The sequence below is a fragment of the Nocardia transvalensis NBRC 15921 genome, assembly GCF_000308875.1.
GTDB lineage: Bacteria > Actinomycetota > Actinomycetes > Mycobacteriales > Mycobacteriaceae > Nocardia > Nocardia transvalensis.
Genome location: NZ_BAGL01000118.1, coordinates 1 through 18,081 on the forward strand (window position 1 = coordinate 1; position 18,081 = coordinate 18,081).

18 protein-coding genes are annotated in these 18,081 nt (G+C 68.9%); 9 read left to right on the forward strand and 9 right to left on the reverse strand.

The features are described from left to right. The 3 genes from ON41_RS40735 to ON41_RS31235 form a co-directional block, all read left to right on the forward strand. A partial coding sequence (locus tag ON41_RS40735) for a flavin reductase family protein (protein ID WP_040751764.1) occupies positions 1 to 732 on the forward strand: 732 nt, incomplete at its 5' end. A 15-nt stretch (positions 733 to 747) separates the two neighbouring features. Beyond that, positions 748 to 1,896, forward strand: a complete 1,149-nt coding sequence (locus tag ON41_RS31230; protein WP_040751728.1) for a fatty acid desaturase family protein — start codon at positions 748 to 750, stop codon at positions 1,894 to 1,896. Then, positions 1,897 to 2,223 carry a hypothetical protein gene (locus ON41_RS31235; RefSeq protein WP_040751730.1) on the forward strand — a complete coding sequence of 109 codons (327 nt, stop codon included), beginning with the start codon at positions 1,897 to 1,899 and terminating at the stop codon, positions 2,221 to 2,223. Positions 2,224 to 2,226: 3 nt separating this feature from the next. On the opposite strand, the gene ON41_RS31240 is transcribed toward ON41_RS31235, so the two are convergent. Continuing rightward, on the reverse strand, positions 2,227 to 2,763 hold the full coding sequence (locus tag ON41_RS31240) for a DUF4254 domain-containing protein (RefSeq protein ID WP_040751731.1): 537 nt from the start codon (positions 2,761 to 2,763) through the stop codon (positions 2,227 to 2,229). A gap of 443 nt (positions 2,764 to 3,206) precedes the next feature. Here ON41_RS31240 and ON41_RS31245 point away from each other — a divergent pair, with 443 nt between their 5' ends. Beyond that, complete coding sequence (locus ON41_RS31245; protein ID WP_040751732.1) at positions 3,207 to 3,527, forward strand: hypothetical protein; 321 nt, start codon at positions 3,207 to 3,209, stop codon at positions 3,525 to 3,527. Between the two features lie 654 nt (positions 3,528 to 4,181). On the opposite strand, the gene ON41_RS31250 is transcribed toward ON41_RS31245, so the two are convergent. Genes ON41_RS31250 through ON41_RS31265 form a run of 4 tightly spaced genes read right to left on the reverse strand, consistent with a single transcriptional unit; the run spans position 4,182 to position 8,407 of the window. Next, a complete protein-coding gene (locus ON41_RS31250) occupies positions 4,182 to 4,787 on the reverse strand; it encodes a GTP-binding protein (protein ID WP_218003583.1) in 606 nt (201 codons plus the stop codon). Continuing rightward, positions 4,768 to 5,199 carry a DUF742 domain-containing protein gene (locus tag ON41_RS31255; RefSeq protein WP_040751736.1) on the reverse strand — a complete coding sequence of 144 codons (432 nt, stop codon included), beginning with the start codon at positions 5,197 to 5,199 and terminating at the stop codon, positions 4,768 to 4,770. Before ON41_RS31255 ends, ON41_RS31250 begins: the two co-directional genes overlap by 20 nt. After that, complete coding sequence (locus ON41_RS31260; RefSeq protein WP_051162880.1) at positions 5,196 to 5,624, reverse strand: roadblock/LC7 domain-containing protein; 429 nt, start codon at positions 5,622 to 5,624, stop codon at positions 5,196 to 5,198. The genes ON41_RS31255 and ON41_RS31260 overlap by 4 nt, the downstream gene beginning before the upstream one ends. Beyond that, on the reverse strand, positions 5,621 to 8,407 hold the full coding sequence (locus ON41_RS31265; RefSeq protein ID WP_246829637.1) for a sensor histidine kinase: 2,787 nt from the start codon (positions 8,405 to 8,407) through the stop codon (positions 5,621 to 5,623). The genes ON41_RS31260 and ON41_RS31265 overlap by 4 nt, the downstream gene beginning before the upstream one ends. A gap of 250 nt (positions 8,408 to 8,657) precedes the next feature. Between ON41_RS31265 and ON41_RS31270 the strand changes: the two genes are divergently transcribed. After that, complete coding sequence (locus ON41_RS31270) at positions 8,658 to 9,488, forward strand: DUF4389 domain-containing protein (RefSeq protein WP_083905763.1); 831 nt, start codon at positions 8,658 to 8,660, stop codon at positions 9,486 to 9,488. Here ON41_RS31270 and ON41_RS31275 read toward each other — a convergent pair. From ON41_RS31275 to ON41_RS31285, 3 genes are read right to left on the reverse strand one after another with little or no spacing between them, the layout of a single operon-like run. Then, positions 9,422 to 10,438, reverse strand: a complete 1,017-nt coding sequence (locus ON41_RS31275; RefSeq protein ID WP_051162884.1) for an ABC transporter ATP-binding protein — start codon at positions 10,436 to 10,438, stop codon at positions 9,422 to 9,424. The two genes, ON41_RS31270 and ON41_RS31275, sit on opposite strands and share 67 nt — an antisense overlap. Continuing rightward, positions 10,435 to 11,250, reverse strand: coding sequence for an ABC transporter permease (locus ON41_RS31280; RefSeq protein WP_040751737.1), 816 nt, complete (start codon positions 11,248 to 11,250; stop codon positions 10,435 to 10,437). The genes ON41_RS31275 and ON41_RS31280 overlap by 4 nt, the downstream gene beginning before the upstream one ends. Continuing rightward, positions 11,243 to 12,049 (reverse strand): ABC transporter permease, encoded by an 807-nt coding sequence (locus tag ON41_RS31285; RefSeq protein ID WP_040751739.1) that lies wholly within the window; start codon positions 12,047 to 12,049, stop codon positions 11,243 to 11,245. The genes ON41_RS31280 and ON41_RS31285 overlap by 8 nt, the downstream gene beginning before the upstream one ends. A 248-nt stretch (positions 12,050 to 12,297) precedes the next feature. Between ON41_RS31285 and ON41_RS31290 the strand changes: the two genes are divergently transcribed. From ON41_RS31290 to ON41_RS31305, 4 genes are all read left to right on the forward strand, one after another. Further along, a complete protein-coding gene (locus ON41_RS31290) occupies positions 12,298 to 13,416 on the forward strand; it encodes a sugar ABC transporter substrate-binding protein (RefSeq protein WP_040751740.1) in 1,119 nt (372 codons plus the stop codon). Positions 13,417 to 13,536: 120 nt separating this feature from the next. After that, the gene (locus tag ON41_RS31295) at positions 13,537 to 14,310 is read left to right on the forward strand and encodes an ATP-binding cassette domain-containing protein (protein WP_040751771.1); all 774 of its coding nucleotides are present in this window, start codon (positions 13,537 to 13,539) and stop codon (positions 14,308 to 14,310) included. A 15-nt stretch (positions 14,311 to 14,325) separates the two neighbouring features. After that, positions 14,326 to 15,732: a sugar ABC transporter permease gene (locus tag ON41_RS31300; RefSeq protein WP_040751741.1), complete on the forward strand. Its 1,407-nt coding sequence runs from the start codon at positions 14,326 to 14,328 to the stop codon at positions 15,730 to 15,732. Then, positions 15,729 to 16,886 carry an ROK family transcriptional regulator gene (locus ON41_RS31305; protein ID WP_040751742.1) on the forward strand — a complete coding sequence of 386 codons (1,158 nt, stop codon included), beginning with the start codon at positions 15,729 to 15,731 and terminating at the stop codon, positions 16,884 to 16,886. Before ON41_RS31300 ends, ON41_RS31305 begins: the two co-directional genes overlap by 4 nt. A gap of 5 nt (positions 16,887 to 16,891) precedes the next feature. Here ON41_RS31305 and ON41_RS31310 read toward each other — a convergent pair whose 3' ends face one another. Further along, entirely contained in the window at positions 16,892 to 18,043 is a 1,152-nt protein-coding gene (locus ON41_RS31310) for a hypothetical protein (protein ID WP_051162885.1), read from the reverse strand. Positions 18,044 to 18,081: the final 38 nt, after the last annotated feature.

An 18,081-nucleotide genomic window follows, 5' to 3' on the forward strand; every position in this document is an offset into this window, starting at 1 on the left:
ATCAGTGGGGGTAGTGGCATCACGCCGGTGCTGTCGATGCTGCGCACCCTCGCCGAGGAGAACTTCGCGGGCACGGTGGCCTTCCTGCACTACGCGACCATGCCGGAGGCCGTGCCGCACCGGGAGGAACTGGAGGCGATCGCCCAGCGGCACCGCAACTTCCACATCGAACTGCGGTATCCCAGCCGTGGCGTGGGGGAGCGGATCGCGGCGCCGGTCCCGGCCGTCGCACCGGCGGGCACCGGCCCGGAACCGGGTGCGCCCTGGTCGTGCGCGGCCCCGGCGATTCCGGTGGGCCGCTTCGACTACGACACGCTCGAGCGGGTCGCGCCCTGGTTCGCCGCCGGGGAGACCTTCGTCTGCGGCCCGCCGTCACTGATGGAATCGGTGCGGCGGATCTACGAGGCCGAGGGCCTCGGCGACCGGGTGCACAGCGAGGAGTTCACGCTGTCGACCACGCCCGTCGACCCCTCGGACGTCACGGGCACCACGATCTTCAGCGCCAGCGGTGTCAGCGCTGCCAACGCCGGTGCCAGCCTGCTCGAACAGGCCGAATCCGCCGGGCTCACACCGGAATACGGCTGCCGCATGGGGATCTGCTTCTCCTGCACCGCGGTCCGGCGCTCCGGCTGCACCCGCGACCTGCGCACCGGAGAGCTGGACAGCGATCCCGATCAGCCGATCCAGCTCTGCATCAGCGCGGCGGTCGGCGACACCGACATCGAAATCTGAAAGGGGAGTACAGAGATGACCATCCTCACCGAAACCAAGGACGGCCCGCTGGTCCTCACGCCCGAGCAGGTCGAGGAGATCGGCCGGCAGCTCGACGAGCTGCGCGAGCGGATCACCGCGGATCTGGGCGAGCGCGACCGCGAGTACATCTACTCGATCATCAAGGCGCAGCGTGGATTCGAGGTCGCCGGCCGCGGCCTGATGTATCTGGGCTTCCTGCCGCCGTTCTGGCTGGCCGGGGTCGCCGCGCTGAGCGTGTCGAAGATCCTGGACAACATGGAGATCGGCCACAACGTCATGCACGGCCAGTGGGACTGGATGCGTGAGCCGGGGCTGAATTCCCGTGTCTTCGAATGGGATACGGTCTGCCCGGCCGACCAGTGGAAGCATTCGCACAACTACATGCACCACACCTACACCAATATCCACGGCCGCGACCGCGATATCGGGTACGGCGTGCTGCGCATCGACGAAGGCCAGCGGTGGAATCCCTACTACCTGGGCAATCCGCTGTACGCCTTCCTGCTGATGATGTTCTTCGAGTGGGGCGTGATGTTGCACGACCTCGAGGCCGACAACATCGTCAAGGGCAAGCGCAAGTGGTCGGACATCAAGAAGCTGGCCAAGGGGCAGTTGCGCAAGGCCGGCCGGCAGGTGCTCAAGGACTACGTGGTCTTCCCGCTGCTGAGCGGTCCGCTGTTCCTGTCCACGCTGGCCGGCAACGCCACCGCCAATATCGTCCGCAACGTCTGGGCCTACTCGATCATCTTCTGCGGCCACTTCCCGGCCGGCGTACAGACGTTCACCGAAGAGGAGACCGCCGACGAGAGCCGCGGCGAGTGGTACGTGCGGCAGATGCTCGGTTCGGCGAACATCACCGGCAGCAAGCTGTTCCACATCATGTCGGGGAACCTGTCGCACCAGATCGAGCACCACCTGTTCCCGGACCTGCCCGCGAACCGGTACCCGGAGATCGCGCCGGAGGTCCGCGCGCTGTGCGAGAAGTACGGCCTGCCCTACAACACCGGTCCGCTGAGCAAGCAGGTCGGCGAGGTGTGGATGAAGCTGTTCCGCCTCGCCCTGCCGCCCGCGCTCTCCGGGAATGCCCCGCAGCCAGGTGTTATCGTGATGCGAGAGCGGCATCCGAGCGAAGCGGGCGTGTGAATGATCGGGAAATTCGAAAGCAACAAGGATCTGATCCAGGAACTGACATCGTCGGGGGCACGGCATGTCGGCAATATCGCAACGATCATTACCGGCACCGTCGCCGAGGTGACCCGCGAGATCGGCGAGTGGGTCACCGACGCCATCGAGATGCGGGAGGCGGCCGCGGCGGCCGAGCGCGACCGCTCCGCGGCCGAGGGCGTGAACGCCGGGCGCGAGGAGCCCGACGTGCTGATCGACGAGCCCCGGCAGGCGCCACACGTGTCCACCGAACAGCCGTACATCGACGCCGACGTGGAGATTGTGGATCCGGAGGATCGGCACTGACGCTCAGAACACCGGCAACCGTCGCCGGTGTTCTGTCACGTCGGTGATCAGGTCTTTGTAGCCGTCGGCCAGTTCGGCGAGGCGGACCCATTGGAGGTGGGCCTCGCCGCCGAGGCCGCGCTGGGCGATCGGGACCGGGCCGCCGGAATCCGCCAGGCCGAGGGCGTGCTGGGCGGCGACCCACTTCGCCGCCATCCGGTCGATGACCGCGCCCAGCGTCTCGGTGTGCAGCGTGGCCCCGTCCCGATGCGGGATGTTGTCGGCGACCCAGGTGTCGATGCGGTCCACCAGCCGCATGCGGGTGACGTCGACATCGTCGACGACCTGGCTGCAGGCCGCCACCTTGCTGCTGGGGGCGTCGGGCGCGCGGGCGGCCTGGTGTGCGTTCCAGCGGCGTTCGTGGCAGCGCATCAGCTCGCGGGCCGCATCGAGGACGGGATGGCCGCGACCGGCGGGATCGGCGCGGAAGGCCCGCAACAGTTCCACCGCGGACGGCAGTTCGCCGAATCCGATACGGCCAGGGGCGTATTCGGTCGACATGGTCCCTCACCCTCGCACTAGCCCGACTGGATGCGCCAGGACCGAGGGGGTATCGGGGAGGGGCTCCCCTCGGCTCCGGCGCAGTCCCGCGACCCGGACATGGCAGCCCACCACAAACGCTCACGGTGAAGAAACCGGGAAATCCGCGACGATGCGAGAGAAGACTGTCCGGGAAAGGCGGGACCTATTCAGGAAAGCGCGTCCGAAGAACGGGCGCAACAGAATGACGCCCGAAACGGCGAAGCTGCGGGCAATCGTTATACACCATTACAACGGGGTCACATGATCGCGAAGATCGGTGATCTTCCGAAACGGTAGATTTTACAGATACCCGTACGGTCCGAACCCGAAACCTGCTGTCGCCGAGGGTATCCCCCGGAGGTGGCGACACGGGAGCAATCCCGGCGGCGCATCCGGCGTTCCGTCCGATAGCCTGGTAATTCGTGTCCGCCTATGTGTCCTCCCCGGAGCTGACCTTCGGCTTCCTGTTCGCGCTGGAAGACCCCGAGCGAATCGCCGAGGTGGTGCGCGATCTCATGGAGCGCCGCACCGTCTCCGTATTCCGGCTGGCGCACGTGTCCGGCACGGCGGGGCCGCCGGAGCGCTACGTGGTCAACTGGGCGGCGATCCCGCAGATCTCCATCACCACCGCCGCGCCGGAGAGCGAAGAGTTGCTGGCCGCTCGCACGATGCTCGTGAACGCGTTTCTCGACGACCAGGGCGGGGTGAGCCTGTACTCGTCGCACGGCGGCGTTCCCGGGTGAATCTGCGCAGGTAGGTCACTATATCGCGATGACCGGGGGAAATCCGCCGGGATCGTTCTGTCAACCCTTGTCGTTAGCATGATCCATCACACAAGCGCTCTCAGTGACGTCTCAGCTACGAACCAGTGAACTTTAAGGGCGGATCGCGAATGTGGGTGTCGGTCGGCAGTCCAACAGGACGGCCGGCCGGAAACACCTTGTTCCCGACAGAGAGGTTCGACCATGATCCCGGTCATCATCGACACCGGTAGCGCCGCCCTCGGCGGTCTGCTCAACACCGGGGGCGCCGCGCTCCACGGCATCCTGAACACCCTGTTCACGGGGTCCTTCGGCGGCTGAGCCTCCCCAGACTTCGACAGCCCTGCCCCGGCGCTGGAGCGCCGGGGCAGGGCTATGTCCGTACGCCGATCGTCGGCCGCCTGTGCACCGACCTTCGGCCGACGTACACCGATCGTCGGCCGCCTGTACACCGACCTTCGGCCGACGTACACCGACCTTCGGTCGTCGTGCACCGATCGTCGGTCGTCGTGCACCGATCTTCGGCCGTCGTGCACCGATCTTCGGTCGTCGTACATCATTTTTCCGGCGTGCTTTTGGCCGGAATCTCGCGAGATCCCGGCCAAAAGCACGCCGGGATGACCCCGCGGAGCGGGGTCAACTCGCGACAGGATGTGTCAGGCGGTGCAGTAGGACCTGCTCCAATAGCTCGACGAGGACCTGTTTGACCGAGTCGCGGTTGCGGGCGTCGCATTCGACCAGATGGATCGTCTCGTCGATGTCGAGGGCCTCGCGGACCTCGTCCAGGTCGAAACGCGGGCCGTCGTCGAAACGGTTGACCGCGACCACGAACGCGGTGTCGCGCTGCTCGAAATAGTCCAGGACCGGATAGCAGTCCTCGATGCGGGCGGTGTCGACCAGGATCACCCCGCCCAGCGCGCCGTCCAGGAGGTCGTCCCAGAGGAATTCGAAACGCTGCTGGCCGGGTGTGCCGAACAGGTACAGCACCAGCGTGCGGTCGAGGGTGATGCGGCCGAAGTCCATTGCCACGGTGGTGGTGGTCTTCTCGGCGCGGATGCCCGGATCGTCGATGCCCACCGAGACCTCGGTCATCGCCGCCTCGGTGGACAGCGGCTCGATCTCGGAGATGGCGCCGATGAATGTGGTTTTGCCGACGCCGAATCCGCCGCTCACCACGATCTTCACCGAGGAGGGCGATGGTTCCGGTGCGGTGGTTCCGGTGTCAGAGTGCCCGAACAAGATCCCTGATCCTCTCGATGGCGGCGATGGACAATTCGTCGGCCGTATGCACCGAGGCGTGCCCGGCGGTGACCAGATCGCTGACCACGACGCGGGCCACGCCGATCGGAACCCGAAGTGCGGCAGCGATTTCGGCGACGGAGTGGGGCCGCTGGCACAGCCGCACCACGGTCTGCTGTTCGAACCGCAGCGGTGCGGACAGCGCGGCGGGCGTGGCGTGGACCAGGGTCTCGATCCGCAGGCCGTCGATCAGCGGCAGGGTGCGGCCGCCGGTCATCAGAAACGGTCGCACCACCGGCTCGTCGGCATCGCCGTCCGCGGCCGGAAGTGGCTGCGCGGCAGCAGGTTCCGACCACTGTGCGGGACGGTTCAAGGCGATCATCCGATGGTCCGGAAGCCGATGCGGCTCGGTCATCTGCGCAGCGATTCTCTCAGTTCCGTGATCAGCGCCGGGGTGAGCAGGGCGCCGGCCCGGTCGGCCAGGACTGCCATCTGATAGCCGACCAGGCCCACATCGGCGTCGCTGCCGGCGATGACGCCGATGCAGCTGCCGTCGGCGACGGCCGACACCAGCAGGAATCCGCGCCGCATCTCGATCATGATCAGCTTCAGGCCGTCGAAATCGTAACTGCGCGAGGCGCTGCGGGAGAGGCTGACCAGCCCGGACACCATGGCGGCCAGCCGGTCGCCGTCGGTGCGGTCCAGGCCCTCCGACATTGCCATCAGCAGGCCGTCGGAGGACACCGCGACGGCGTCGCGCACCCCGTCGGTGCTGCGGACGAAGTCGGTGAGCAGCCAGTTGAAGGTGTGCGGGCCGGTGTCGGGCAGGTGGGTGGTCACCTGGGTTCCTCCTGTGTGGTGGGTACCGGGATCCGTTGCGGCTCATCCGACTCGCCGCGCTGATGACCGGCGCGGAAGCCCGCGAGCATGCTGCGGACCTGGTCGGGGGAGCGGTCGGCGGCGGGCGCCTCCGGATGCCGGGCGGTCGCGGCCGGGCGTCCCCCGGCGTCGCGAGTCTTTCTGGCGCGCTTGACGAGGCCGTTTCGCGTGCGTTGAGTTCGCGCTACGGCCTCCGCACCCGGGTCGGACGCGGGACCCGGCCCCTGCGCGCCGTCGCTCGGCCCCGGACCGCTGTTCCTCGGATTAGCGACGGGATTCCTCCGATCGGGCGAGCCGTTGTTCGGATGCGATCCGGCCAGCTGATCCGGCGTGCCGCCTCGCCGATCCGCTACACCCCTCTGATCCGGCGTGCCACCTCTCTGATCCTGCGTGCCAGCTCTCTGATCCGGAACGACACCTCCCTGATCCGGCGCAGCACCTTCCTGATCCCGCGCAGCACCTCTCTGATCCGGCGCAGCACCTCTCTGATCCGGCGTGCTGTTGGCCGGATCCCGAGGGGTGAGGCGGTGGCGCTGGGCGGCGTACAGGGAGTCCTTCATGGGGCCGGGTGGGAGCGTCGGGAACGGGTCGGGGTGGGGGGTGGCGTGCGGCGCGTCCTCGGACGGGGTGAGGCTGTGGCGGCCCGGTGGCCGGGGGCGGCGGGGTGCGGGACGACCGTTCGGTGAGATCCGGTCCGCGACGGGGAGCGATCCGGTCCGGTCCGGGGCCGGGAGCACGGCCGGGAGTTCGCCGGACTCGCGTGGTTCCGGGAGCGGTTGCGGCACTTCGTGTTTCACCTCCGGACGGGCGACGATCGGATCGGAGAGCAGGGCGGACGGCAGGAGCAGCCGCGCGACCACGCCGCTGACCGGCGATACCGTGAGCTCCACCTCGATATCGAGCCGCCGGGCCAGGCGGCCGACGACGTAGTGGCCGAGGAACCGGGTCGGCGCGACCAGGAATTCGGCCTCGCCGCGCAGCCGGGCATTGGCGTCGGCCAGCTGGTCGGCGGTCATTCCGACGCCGTGGTCCACGACCGCCAGCAGGTACTGATGGCCCAGGTGGCGGCCGTAGATCTCGACCTCGAGATCCGGTGGCGAGAAGGCCAGGCCGTTCTCGATCAATTCGGCCAGCATGTGCGCCAATTCGCTGACGACGGCGCCGGCGATCGGGACGTCGTCGACGCGGCGCAGGGTCACCCGCCGGTAGTCGTCGACCTCCGACAGCGCGGCGCGGATGACGTCGGTCAGCGGGATCGGCTCCGCCCACCGGCGCGGGCTGGCCTCGCCCACCAGCACCAGCAGGCTCTCGGCATTGCGGCGCATGCGGGTCGCCAGGTGATCGAGTTCGAACATATTGGCCAGCGTCTTGGGATCGAGCTCCTCGCGCTCGAACTCGCTGATCAGCCCGAGCTGCCGGCGCACGAGATTCTGGTTGCGCCGCCCCAGATTCGCCAGCGACTCGGTCGTATTGCGCCGCAGCAGCGCCTGTTCCGAGGCGAGTTCGTACGCCGTCGCCTGCACCCGGTCGAAGGCCTCGGCGACCGAGACGATCTCGGTACTGGCGCTGCGGGGCGTGCGGACGGGGCGTGGCGGTTCGGGTTCGGCGTCGCTGGTCGCGTGCCAGGCGTCGACCAGTTCGGGCAGCCGCCGGGAGGCGACGTCGTCGGCGTCGGCGGCCAGGGCGGCCAGCGGCCGCACGATCGCCCGGGCGCTGGCGACGACCAGCACCACCAGCGCGAGCAGGGCCAGCACGGCGGCGCCGGTGTAGACGCCGAGGGTGATCGCGGCCTCGGCGCGCAGCTGATCGGCCCGCGCCTCGATCCCGCGGCCGATCGTGCGCTGCTCGGCCCGCTCCGCATCGATGACCGCGGTCGTATTCGTCCACCAGTCCGCGGCGGCGACCGGCCGCTCGAGCGGACCGCGGTCGGCGGCGAGCGCCACGGCCGCCGAGTCGGAGGCGCGCAGGGCGGGCTCGGAGCGGAGCACGCGGTCCAGCGCGGCCTGCTGCGTCGCGTCCGCGCCCTGCTGGAAGGCGGTCACCGCCGCCTGCTGGGCCGCGCGAATTCCGAGGTAGCGCACGTATTCTCCGGGCCCGAAGCCGCCCGCGGTGAAGACGCCGTTGAGGAATCCGCGTTCCTGCGCCGTGAACTCCTTGACGTCGCCGAGCGCGTAGAGGGATTGCAGCCCGCGCCACACCTGCTCGTCGCGGGCGTGGTCGATGCCGGGACGCGCTTGGTCGAGGGCGCCGATCGCGGCGGTATAGAACTGGAAGGCCGCGTCGCGGCCGACGCGGCGGGCATCGGCCCCGGTACGGGTGTCGGCGAGCGCGTCGAGGCGCTCCAGCGCGGTGCGCACCCGGCCCGCGCCCGGCGCCTCGGCGGTCAGCGCCGCCCCGAGCGCCAAGCGGGCCTGATCGGTCGCCGTCCGCTGGTCGTCGACCGTGCGCCGCAGCGTCGCGTCGCCACCGAGCAGGCCGTTGGTCAGGCCGCGTTCCCGCTGCAGTTCGTGCGCGAGGTCCTGCACCGTCAACGCCAGCGAGACCGCGCGCACGGTGGCGTCGGTATCGCGGTACGACCGGACCTCGCGGGCGACGATCACCCCGAGCAGCACCAGCGACAGCACGACGGACACCACGAGCACCCGGGTCAACTGACCGCGAATGGTCCGCGGCCGGAACAGGCGGCCCGCCGGTGTGAGTTTGTTGTTACCCGGCGGCAACTTCCGGGATCGGCGGAATCGCACCAGCACTCCTCGCTTTCCGCTCGACACCGACTCCCCGTTGCGCGCCGCGGAGAATCACAAGCAACGTGGCACACGCCGACCGGTTCCGCAACGCAATGGCGCGAGTGCGACACCCGGGCGTCGACACGCCGCGTCAGCCCGTAGATGACACATCCAGTACGGAAAGTCCCGTGGATTTCCCGTCCGATGCGAAACAATTGACGGCACAACCGGCTCAGGGCAGAGCCGGACGCCCGGAAGGAGCGTGATCATGAATTCGACAGCACCCGCGTACCCGGTTCGCGTGCGCGGTGACCTCGATCCCGGACTCTCGCGGTGGCAGTGGATAGTCAAATGGATTCTGGCCATTCCGCATTACATCGTGCTGTTCTTCTTACACATCGCGTATGCCGTCGTCACGGTGATCGCCTTCTTCGCCATTCTGTTCACCGGTCGCTATCCCCGCGGGCTTTTCGATTTCAACGTCGGCGTCATGCGGTGGTCCTGGCGCGTGGAGTTCTATGCCCTCTCGGCACTGGGTACCGATCGTTACCCACCGTTCAGTCTGCGGTCCGACGAGAACTATCCCGCCGATCTCGAGGTGGATTACCCCGAGCGCCTGAGCCGGGGTCTGGTGTTGATCAAGTGGTGGCTGTTGGCAATTCCCCATTATCTGGTGATCTGGGCGTTCACCGGCACCTGGCAATCGTGGGGCGACAGCGACGACGACGGCATGGGCGGCGGGGTCTACTTCGGGTCCCTGCTGACGATCCTGCTCCTGATCGCCCTCGTCGGGCTGCTGTTCACCGGCCGCTATCCGGGCGGCCTGTTCGCCTTCGTCATGGGCGTGAACCGCTGGATGCTACGGGTGTACGCCTACGCCACGCTGATGCGCGACGAATACCCACCCTTCCGCCTGGACATGGGCCCCCGCGATGCGGGGGAACAGGGAAGTGCGGGGGTGCAAGGAAGCGCGGGAGAACAAGGAAGCGCGGGGGAACAGGGAAACACGGGGGACCAAGGGACTCCCGGTGATCAGGGACCGGAGCCCCGGGAACCCGACCTCGGCCAGGATCCCAACGCGCCGGGGTCCGCTTCGTAGATACGGCGCACCACATCCTCGATGCCGGGCTCCTCGATGGCGAGGTCGCGGACCTCGGCGCGGGCCGAGACGTCGGTGAGAAGCTGTGCGGCCGTGGTGGTCTCGGTATCGAAGGCCAGGCGCTGCCGGATGCCCCCGCCCTCGCTCGAGATCAGCTGGGCGCCCGGCAGGCCGGTCAGGTCGGTGGTGGGTGCGGCGAGGTCGACCACGAGCACCCGCCGCACCCCCACCGTCGCCGCCAGCCCGGTCAGCGAGCCGTCGTAGGCGAGGCGGCCGTGGTCGACCACCAGCACCCGTTCGCACAGCCGCTCGATATCGCCCATGTCGTGGGTGGTCAGCAGCAGTGTGGTGCCGCGCTGGATCCGCTCGTAGGACAGGAAGTCGCGCAGCCGCTGCTTGGCCAGCACGTCCAGGCCGATGGTCGGCTCGTCGAGGATGAGCAGTTCCGGCGAATGCAGCAGGGCCGCAGCGATTTCCGCGCGCATGCGCTGCCCGAGCGACAGCTGCCGCACCGGGATGTCGAGGGTCTCCGCCATCTCCAGCTGTTCGACCAGTTCGTGGCGGCGCTTGCGGGCGGCGTCGGGATCGAGGCGGTGGATGGCGGCCAGGATCGTGAACGATTCGCGCAGCGGCAGATCCCACCACAGCTGCGAGCGCTGCCCGAACACCACCCCGATCCGCCCGGCCAGTTCCCGGCGCTGGCGCACGGGTTCGAGCCCGCAGGTGCGTACGGTGCCGGAGGTCGGCACCAGGATGCCGGTGAGCATCTTGATGGTGGTGGATTTGCCCGCCCCGTTGGCGCCGATATATCCGACGGCGGAACCGGTCTCGACGGTGAAGCTCATGCGGTCGACCGCGGTGATCACCTCGCGTCGGCGGCGCCGCCGGCCCTCCTCCTTGCGCCGCAGCACGAACTGCCGGGTCAGATTCGTGATCTCGATCGCGTTCATCCACCACCTCCCTGGTAGTGCCGTACACCGAGCTGCCAGCACGTCAGTGCGAGAACCCAAACCCACAGTGCCGCGACAGGAGTCGCCCACGCCAGTGTCGCGGGCAGCCACGCCGGACCGGGCAGGCCGAGCAGCGCGATCGTGGGCAGATAGGCGACGAAGGCCACCGGTACCGCGAATCCGAACACCAGCGTCAGCGGGCCGGCGAACACCGACGCCGGTTGCTGTGACGCGAAGGAGCCGCCGTAGGTGAAGCTGTTGGTCAGCTCCGCGCCGTCGATGAGGAAGAACTGCAGCCCGGCCGCGCAGACGAACATGCCCGTGAAGATCGCGACCCCGGTCACCAGCGCCAGCAGCAGCAGGGCGAAAGATCGTGTGGTCCAGGCGATGTCGTTGACGACGAGGCCGACCCCCAGTACCGTCCCGGCCACGCCCGCGCGGGCGATCCGGCGCAGCGAGACGTCGCTGGTGATCAGTTGCAGCAGCAGCGGTTGCGGGCGCAGGTGGAAGGCGTCGAGGGTGCCCATCCGGATGTAGGTGGGCAGGGTGTCGGTGTGCCCCACCGCGATCTGGGCGATGGCGAAGGTCAGGTTGGACAGTCCGAACAGCAGCAGCATCGCGTGCAGGTCCAGCCCGCCGAGTACCCGGACGTTGTGGTAGATCACCCACACCTCGGCGAATTCCACCAGCCCGATCAGCAGCGACGACAGCAGGTCCGCGGCGAACGACAGCGGATAGGCCCGCTGCGAGCGCATCCGCGACCGCAGCACCGCGACGTACGGCGTGAAGCAATTGCCCTGCGCCTCAGCCACCCTGCACCTCCAGTTTGTGGCGGCCCGCGCGCAGCAGCAGGCGTCCCAGCGCCACGCCGGCGATCACCCAGAGCACCTGCACCGAGAGGATCTGGACCGCGGCCATCCCCGTCGCCCGGCCGGACAGGACGTCGATCGGCCCCTGTAGCAGCGAGGGGAACGGGGTGAGGACGGCGATGGTGTACAGCCAGCCCGGGAACAGGTGGACCGGGACGAACAACCCGGCCAGGAAGGTCGCGACGATCTGATAGAGCAGCCGGATGCCCCGCGTCTCCACCAGCCAGAAGCCGACGAGGCTCACGGCGAACAGCAGCAGGAACGACATCGTCACCGCCAGTAGGACACTCAGCGTGCCCAGCAGGTAGGGGGCCCCGGTGTCCGGTAGCCCGAGTTCGAAGGTGAGCATGCCCGCGATGACGCTCGGTAACCCCCGCAGCAGCAGTGTGCACCCGGCCCGGCCGAGATCTCCGGCCAGATAGGAGAACTGGATGTCGACCGGCCTCAGGAAGTCGATCGCGACGTCGCCGTTCTTGATTCGCTCGACGATATCCAGCGGCGGCCCCATCACACCCAGCGCGCCCAGCAATCCTTGGGACAGCCACACGTACGCGCCGATCGAATCCGGTGTGTAGCCCCCGAATTCGGAGGTGGCCCGCACGGCGGCGAGCATCACCGAGGCTCGCACCAGCCCGAACACCACATTGGTGAACATGCCCGCGAACATTGCCAGCCGGTAGTGCCACTGCCTGCGGAATCCTGCCTGCGCCAGCCGCACATAGACACCTGGATCAGTGCGCACAACCAATTAACGCTACGGCGATCGGGTCTCGTTCACAACAGGATCGGGGAACCGGCCGTGTTCCGAAAGCGATACCGGGAGGTTGCTGCGCCGTGCCGCGGAGGCGGTCATGTCCGCTGTTGTGTGATTGTGACTTGCGTCGCATAATTCCTGTCATATGTTGTTGCCTACAACATATGGCCGCCGTCGTCCGGACCCACCCCGAGCCCGGGTCGAGCGGGCGGCCGCCTGCTCGAGAGGTTCACCTGATGAGGACGAAAACGATTGGGGCGGTGGCGGTTGCGCTCGCCGGCCTGCTCACGCTCAGCGCGTGCGGTTCCAACACCACGCGCGACGACGGCGCCACCGGGGGCGGGTCGGGGGGAGGCGCCAACGGGACCGTCGGCGTGATCCTGCCGGAGACCGCGACCTCCGCCCGCTGGGAGGGTTTCGACCGGCCAATGTTGCAGAAGGCGCTGAGCGCCCAGGGATTCGACGCCGATATCCAGAACGCCCAGGGCGATGTGCAGAAGTTCTCCAGCCTCGCCGACGGCATGATCGCCAAGGGCGTCAAGGTGCTGCTCATCGCCTCCATCAACAGCGAGGTCGGCTCCGTGGTGGCGAGCAAGGCGAAGAAGGCCGGTATCCCGACCATCGACTACGACCGGCTCAATCTCGGCGGATCCTCCGACTACTACGTGTCTTTCGACAATGTCCGGGTCGGTCAGCTACAGGGTCAGGGCCTGGCCGACGCGCTGAAGGACCGGCAGGGCGCGCAGGTCATCGAGATCGAGGGCGCGCCCACCGACAACAACGCCACGCTGTTCGCCCAGGGGCAGCGCAGGGTCCTGCAACCGCTCTACGACGCGGGCGCGCTGAAACTGGTGCACAGCCAGCCCATCGACGGCTGGGACAACCAGAAGGGCGGCCAGACCTTCGAGCAGTTGCTGACCGGCAACGGCGGCAAGGTCGACGGCGTCGTGGCGGCGAACGACGGCCTGGCCGGCGCGATCATCACCGTGCTGAAGAAGAACGGGCTCGCCGGCAAGGTCCCCGTCACCGGCCAGGACGCCACGGCCGAGGGCCTGAAGGCGGTGCTGCGCGGCGATCAGTACATGACGGTGTTCAAGCCCATCCAGGACGAGGCCGACGCGGCCGCGAAACTGGCGGCGGCGCTGGCGAAGAAGGATACGGCCACCGCGGATTCCCTGGCCACCGCGGCCAGCCAGGACCCGAAGGGCAAGCGCGAGGTGAAATCGGTGCTGCTGGACCCGCATTCGATCACCCGCACCGAGGTCAAGCAGGTCGTCGACCTGGGCTACGTCAAGGCGAGCGAGCTGTGCTCGGGCGACGTGGGCCCGCTGTGCGTTCAGCAGGGGATCGCGTGACCGGCACCCCAGCGCCCCCGTTTCCCGGCACGCTTTTGGCCGGGATCCACAGGTGTACAGAGATTCCGGCCAAAAGCATGCCGGAAAAATGGGTGGTGGGCATGGAGGCGGGTGGTCGGCATGAGTGAGCCGCTGCTCCAGATCACCGAACTCAACAAGAGTTTCGGCCCCGTGCACGTATTGCACGATGTCGAGTTCACCGCTCCCGCCGGTGAGGTCACTGCCTTGGTCGGGGACAACGGGGCGGGGAAGTCGACGCTGGTGAAGTGCATCGCGGGCATTCACGGGGCCGATTCGGGGACCGTGCGGTTCCGGGGGGAGTCGGTGCATCTGCGCGGGCCGAAGGATGCGGCGGCGCTCGGGATCGAGGTCGTGTACCAGGATCTGGCGCTGGCCGACAATCTCGACATCGTGCAGAACATGTTCCTCGGCCGGGAACGCGGGCGGCCGTGGCTGCTGGACGAGGCGAGTATGGAGGAGGCCGCGCGGCGCACCCTCGCCTCGCTGTCGGTGCGCACGGTGACCTCCGTGCGCACGCCGGTGTCGGCGCTGTCCGGCGGGCAGCGCCAGACCGTCGCCATCGCGAAGGCGGTGCTGTGGAACAGCACGCTGGTGCTGCTCGACGAGCCGACCGCCGCGCTCGGGGTGGCGCAGACCCGGCAGGTGCTGGATCTGGTGCGCCGCCTCGCCGAACAGGGCCTGGCGGTGGTGCTGATCAGCCACAACCTCGCCGACGTGTTCGAGGTCGCCGACCGGATCGCCGTGCTGTACCTGGGCCGGATGGCGGCGCAGGTGCGGGCGGCGGAGGTCACCCAGAGTCAGGTCGTGGAATTGATCACCGCGGGGCGGTCCGGCGAATTGGGCTTGGCCCGGCCGGAATCCGCGGTGCTGTAGCAGGAAGCCGATGTGATGACTCGAGTTTCGACGGCCGAGGTCTCCGACTTCGGCATCGACACCACCGCCGTGTCCACGGCGGAGGCCGTGCGTGCCTATCTCGCCCGTGTGAGGGGCGGCGAGATAGGTTCGCTGCCCGCGCTGTTGGGCCTGGTGGTGCTGGTCGTGCTGTTCACGGCGATGTCGGACGTCTTCCTGTCGCTCAACAACATCGCCAACCTGCTCGCGCAGGGGGCGGGACAGACCGTCATCGCGATGGGCATCGTCTACGTGCTGCTGCTCGGCGAGATCGACCTGTCGGCGGGCACCGCGTCCGGCGTGGCGGGGGCGGTGCTGGCCATGCACTACGTCGAGAACGGGAATCTGTTGTCGGGCATGGGAAGTACGGTCTTCGTCGTCTTCAACGGATTGCTGGTGCTGGCCGCCGTGCTCGCCGGGCTGCTGCGGGTGTGGCCCGGCGTGGCGCTGTCGCTGCTCGGCGTCGCGATCACGCTGGTGGGCTTCCCCGCGAACCCGTGGATCGAGATGCTGCTGGCGGTGTGCGTGGGCGCCGCCATCGGCTGTATCACCGGCTTCCTCATCGCCCGGATCGGGATGCCGTCGTTCGTGGTGACGCTGGCGCTGTTCCTGGCGTGGCAGGGCGCGATCCTGCAACTGATCGGCGAGGGCGGGGTGCTGGGGATAAGCTCGTCGCACGTGCTGGACCAGGTGGCGAACGGAAATCTGTCGGTGGTGGGTAGCTGGGTGCTGTTCGTGGTGGCCGCGGGCGGGTACGCCGCGGTGACTCTCGGCGGCCACTTCCGCAGGCGCGCACAGGGTTTGGTGACGCGTCCGACGCCGCTGGTGGTGGCGAAGGTGGCGGTGCTCGCCGTCCTGGCCGCGGTGGCGACGGCGTTGCTGACGGTGAACCGCTCGCCGAGTGCGCTGATCGAGATCTCGGGCGTGCCCTATGTGGTGCCGATCGTGCTGGTGCTGCTGGTGATCGGCACGTTCGTGCTCAACCGCACCACCTACGGGCGGCACCTGTACGCGACCGGCGGTAACCGGGAGGCCGCCCGCCGCGCCGGGATCGACGTGGTGCGGTTGCGTGCCAGTGTTTTCGTGATCTGCTCGGCGTGCGCGGCGGTGGGCGCGATCATCTACTCCTCGAAGGTGGGTTCGGTGGATCCGCAAGCGGGCGGGCTGAATACGCTGCTGTTCGCGGTCGGCGCGGCGGTGATCGGCGGGACCTCGCTGTTCGGCGGCCGGGGGCGGGTCGCGGACGCCGTGATCGGCGGCGCGGTGCTGGCGGTGGTCTCCAACGGGCTGGGTCTGCTCCGGCAGCCCGCCGCGGTGGTCTCCATCGTGACCGGACTCGTCCTGCTGCTCGCCGCCACCGTCGACGCCGTCTCCCGCCGCCGGGCGGCCGCCACCGGCCGATGACCGTCGCCCGGCCGGACGAGGTGCGGCGCTACAACCGGGCCTCGCTGCTGCGGCTGCTGCATACCGGCGGCCCGGCGACGCGCGCCGCGCTGGCCGCCGAGCTGGGATTGAACCGGTCCACCATCAAGATGCTGGTGGACGGGCTGGCCGGCGACGGCGTGGTCGAGGAGAAGGTGCCGCGGCTCGCGCAGGGCGCCGGCCGGCCGTCGCTGCTGGTGCTGCCGCAGCCGCAGGCGGTCGTGGTGCTGGCCGTCGATGTCCAGGTCGAGCACGCCGCGATCGCGCTGGTCGGGCTCGGCGGCCAGATCCTCGGGCGCAACAGCTGGAACCTGCGCGGGCGGCGGCGCGAGCCGGAGGAGGTGGTGTGCCACGTCGCGGAGTCGGCGGCATTCCTGGCGCAGGACCTGGGCCTGCGCCCGGTCGCCGCGGGGGTGTCGGTGCCGGGCATCGTGCGCCGGTCCGACGGCATGGTGCACGGTGCGGCGAATCTCGCCTGGCTGGACGTGCCGCTCGGGCAGCGCATGGGCACCGCGCTGGGTGTGCCGGTCGCGGTCGGCAACGACGCGGAACTCGGCGCGCTGGCGGAATTCGTGCGCGGCGCGGGCCGCGGCGCGTCCGACGCGGTGTTCGTCTCCGCGGATGTCGGCGTCGGCGGGGGCATCATCGCCCAGGGCGCGCTGCTGCGCGGCTCGGCCGGGTATCTCGGCGAGATCGGCCATATGACGGTGCATCCGGGCGGCCGCCGGTGTCACTGCGGCAATGTGGGCTGCTGGGAGACGGAGGTCGGGGAGGCCGCGCTGCGGCGGGCGCTGGGCCTGGTGGACGACGCCCCGCGCGGGGCGATCGTCGCGGAACTGCGTGAGCTGCGGCGGGATTCCGATCCGGTGGCCCGGCTCGGGGACTACGTCGACTGGCTGGTGCTCGGCCTGGTCAATGTCGTCAACGTCTTCGGCCCGGAGCTGGTGGTGCTCGGGGATCTGTTCACGGCGCTGCCGGACGCGGTGGTGCGGCGGGCCCGGCGCGAGGTGCACGAGCGCAGTATGGTCAGCCGCGCGCTCGGCGGTGTGCGGATCGAGAAGTCCGCCCTGGGAGCGGATCTCAAACTTCTCGGGGCGGCCGAGGCGGCGTTCGGCGATGTGCTGGCCACGGTGTGAACCCGTCAGGTGAGCAGCGACGAGACCGGAAGCTGTTCGGTGAGAACCTTTTCCAGGAATCCGGGATCGGACAGATGCGGCTCCAGCAGCCGCCAGCCGTGGTAGTAGCTGAAGATGTAGGGCTCCGTGAACGGCGTGCCCAGGAAGTTCACCATGAAGGCCAGTTCGTCGTCGGAGGCCAGGGCGGTATCGGCCAGATAGGCGCGGACCTCCGCCCACGACTTGCCGTCGGCCACCAGCAGCGCGGCATTGCAGTACGCGCCCCACAGGAGGGTGCGGGCACGGTGGATCTTCGCGAAATCGCTCGAATCCGGGTGTAGCTCTTCGACATTGTCGAGCAGCCAGCGCTGGGCCGAATCGTCCGGGAACACCTCCTGCGGGGCGTGCAGGCCGATGCCCTCCGACACCACGGAGGCCGGCGAGGGCATGAAACGCACCTGGGTATCCGGCCGGTGCCCCTGGTCCATCTCCTTCAGCATGTACTCGCAGATATGGCCCGGGATGGATTCGTGCGCGACGACCTGGAGCAGATCGGCGAGATTGAACGGCAGGTCGCCGTCCACGAAGACGATGCCGCTGGCGCCGCCGAGATGGAGTCCGCGAAACGGGCCGGGCGTGAATTCGACCGTCACGTCGATATGTCCGGGCAGGGGGAGCAGGGCCTCGGTGCGCAACCGGGTCTCGGCCAGCGCGGCGCGGATCAGCTCGGCCAGCCGTTCGGTATGCCCGGGCGGCAGGCTGTGCGCGGCCCGCCAGGCGTGCATCCGGTCGGCGAGCGTGCCTCCGGACCGGGGCAGCCCCTCGTCCAGCAACCGGTGCGCCTCGCCGAGTACATCGTCGCCGATCCATTCGGCCTCGAGGCCGAGCATGCCGCGCACCTGCTCGCGCAGCGACAGCCGCTCGCCGTTCAGCCGCCGGGCGATGGTCCGCAGCGCCTCGACCTGCTCGGCCAGCGCGGGATCCTCGTCGCGAACGGCCGCGCACAGATCCTCGGCGTCCTGGACGAGCGCGGCGGGCTCGGCCGCCGGCTCGTTCGCGACGCGGACTCGCAAGTCCTCGGGCCCCCGGTAGTCGAGAATCCAACTCCCCACGGGATGTTCGGTCACGAGCCGATCGATTCGCAGAGCCAGCATCGCAAAGTCACGCAACACATCCATGTGTCCACGGTGCCCGATTCGGGGCGTGCCCGTGGTGT

What these genes read in the sequence shown, in the direction of transcription:
- ON41_RS31230 (WP_040751728.1), top strand. Translation starts at nt 748, where the DNA reads ATGACCATCCTCACCGAAACCAAGGACGGCCCGCTGGTCCTCACGCCC.
- ON41_RS31235 (WP_040751730.1), top strand. Translation starts at nt 1,897, where the DNA reads ATGATCGGGAAATTCGAAAGCAACAAGGATCTGATCCAGGAACTGACA.
- ON41_RS31240 (WP_040751731.1), bottom strand. Translation starts at nt 2,763, where the DNA reads ATGTCGACCGAATACGCCCCTGGCCGTATCGGATTCGGCGAACTGCCG.
- ON41_RS31255 (WP_040751736.1), bottom strand. Translation starts at nt 5,199, where the DNA reads ATGACCGAGCCGCATCGGCTTCCGGACCATCGGATGATCGCCTTGAAC.
- ON41_RS31270 (WP_083905763.1), top strand. Translation starts at nt 8,658, where the DNA reads ATGAATTCGACAGCACCCGCGTACCCGGTTCGCGTGCGCGGTGACCTC.
- ON41_RS31275 (WP_051162884.1), bottom strand. Translation starts at nt 10,438, where the DNA reads ATGAACGCGATCGAGATCACGAATCTGACCCGGCAGTTCGTGCTGCGG.
- ON41_RS31290 (WP_040751740.1), top strand. Translation starts at nt 12,298, where the DNA reads ATGAGGACGAAAACGATTGGGGCGGTGGCGGTTGCGCTCGCCGGCCTG.
- ON41_RS31295 (WP_040751771.1), top strand. Translation starts at nt 13,537, where the DNA reads ATGAGTGAGCCGCTGCTCCAGATCACCGAACTCAACAAGAGTTTCGGC.
- ON41_RS31300 (WP_040751741.1), top strand. Translation starts at nt 14,326, where the DNA reads ATGACTCGAGTTTCGACGGCCGAGGTCTCCGACTTCGGCATCGACACC.
- ON41_RS31305 (WP_040751742.1), top strand. Translation starts at nt 15,729, where the DNA reads ATGACCGTCGCCCGGCCGGACGAGGTGCGGCGCTACAACCGGGCCTCG.
- ON41_RS31310 (WP_051162885.1), bottom strand. Translation starts at nt 18,043, where the DNA reads ATGGATGTGTTGCGTGACTTTGCGATGCTGGCTCTGCGAATCGATCGG.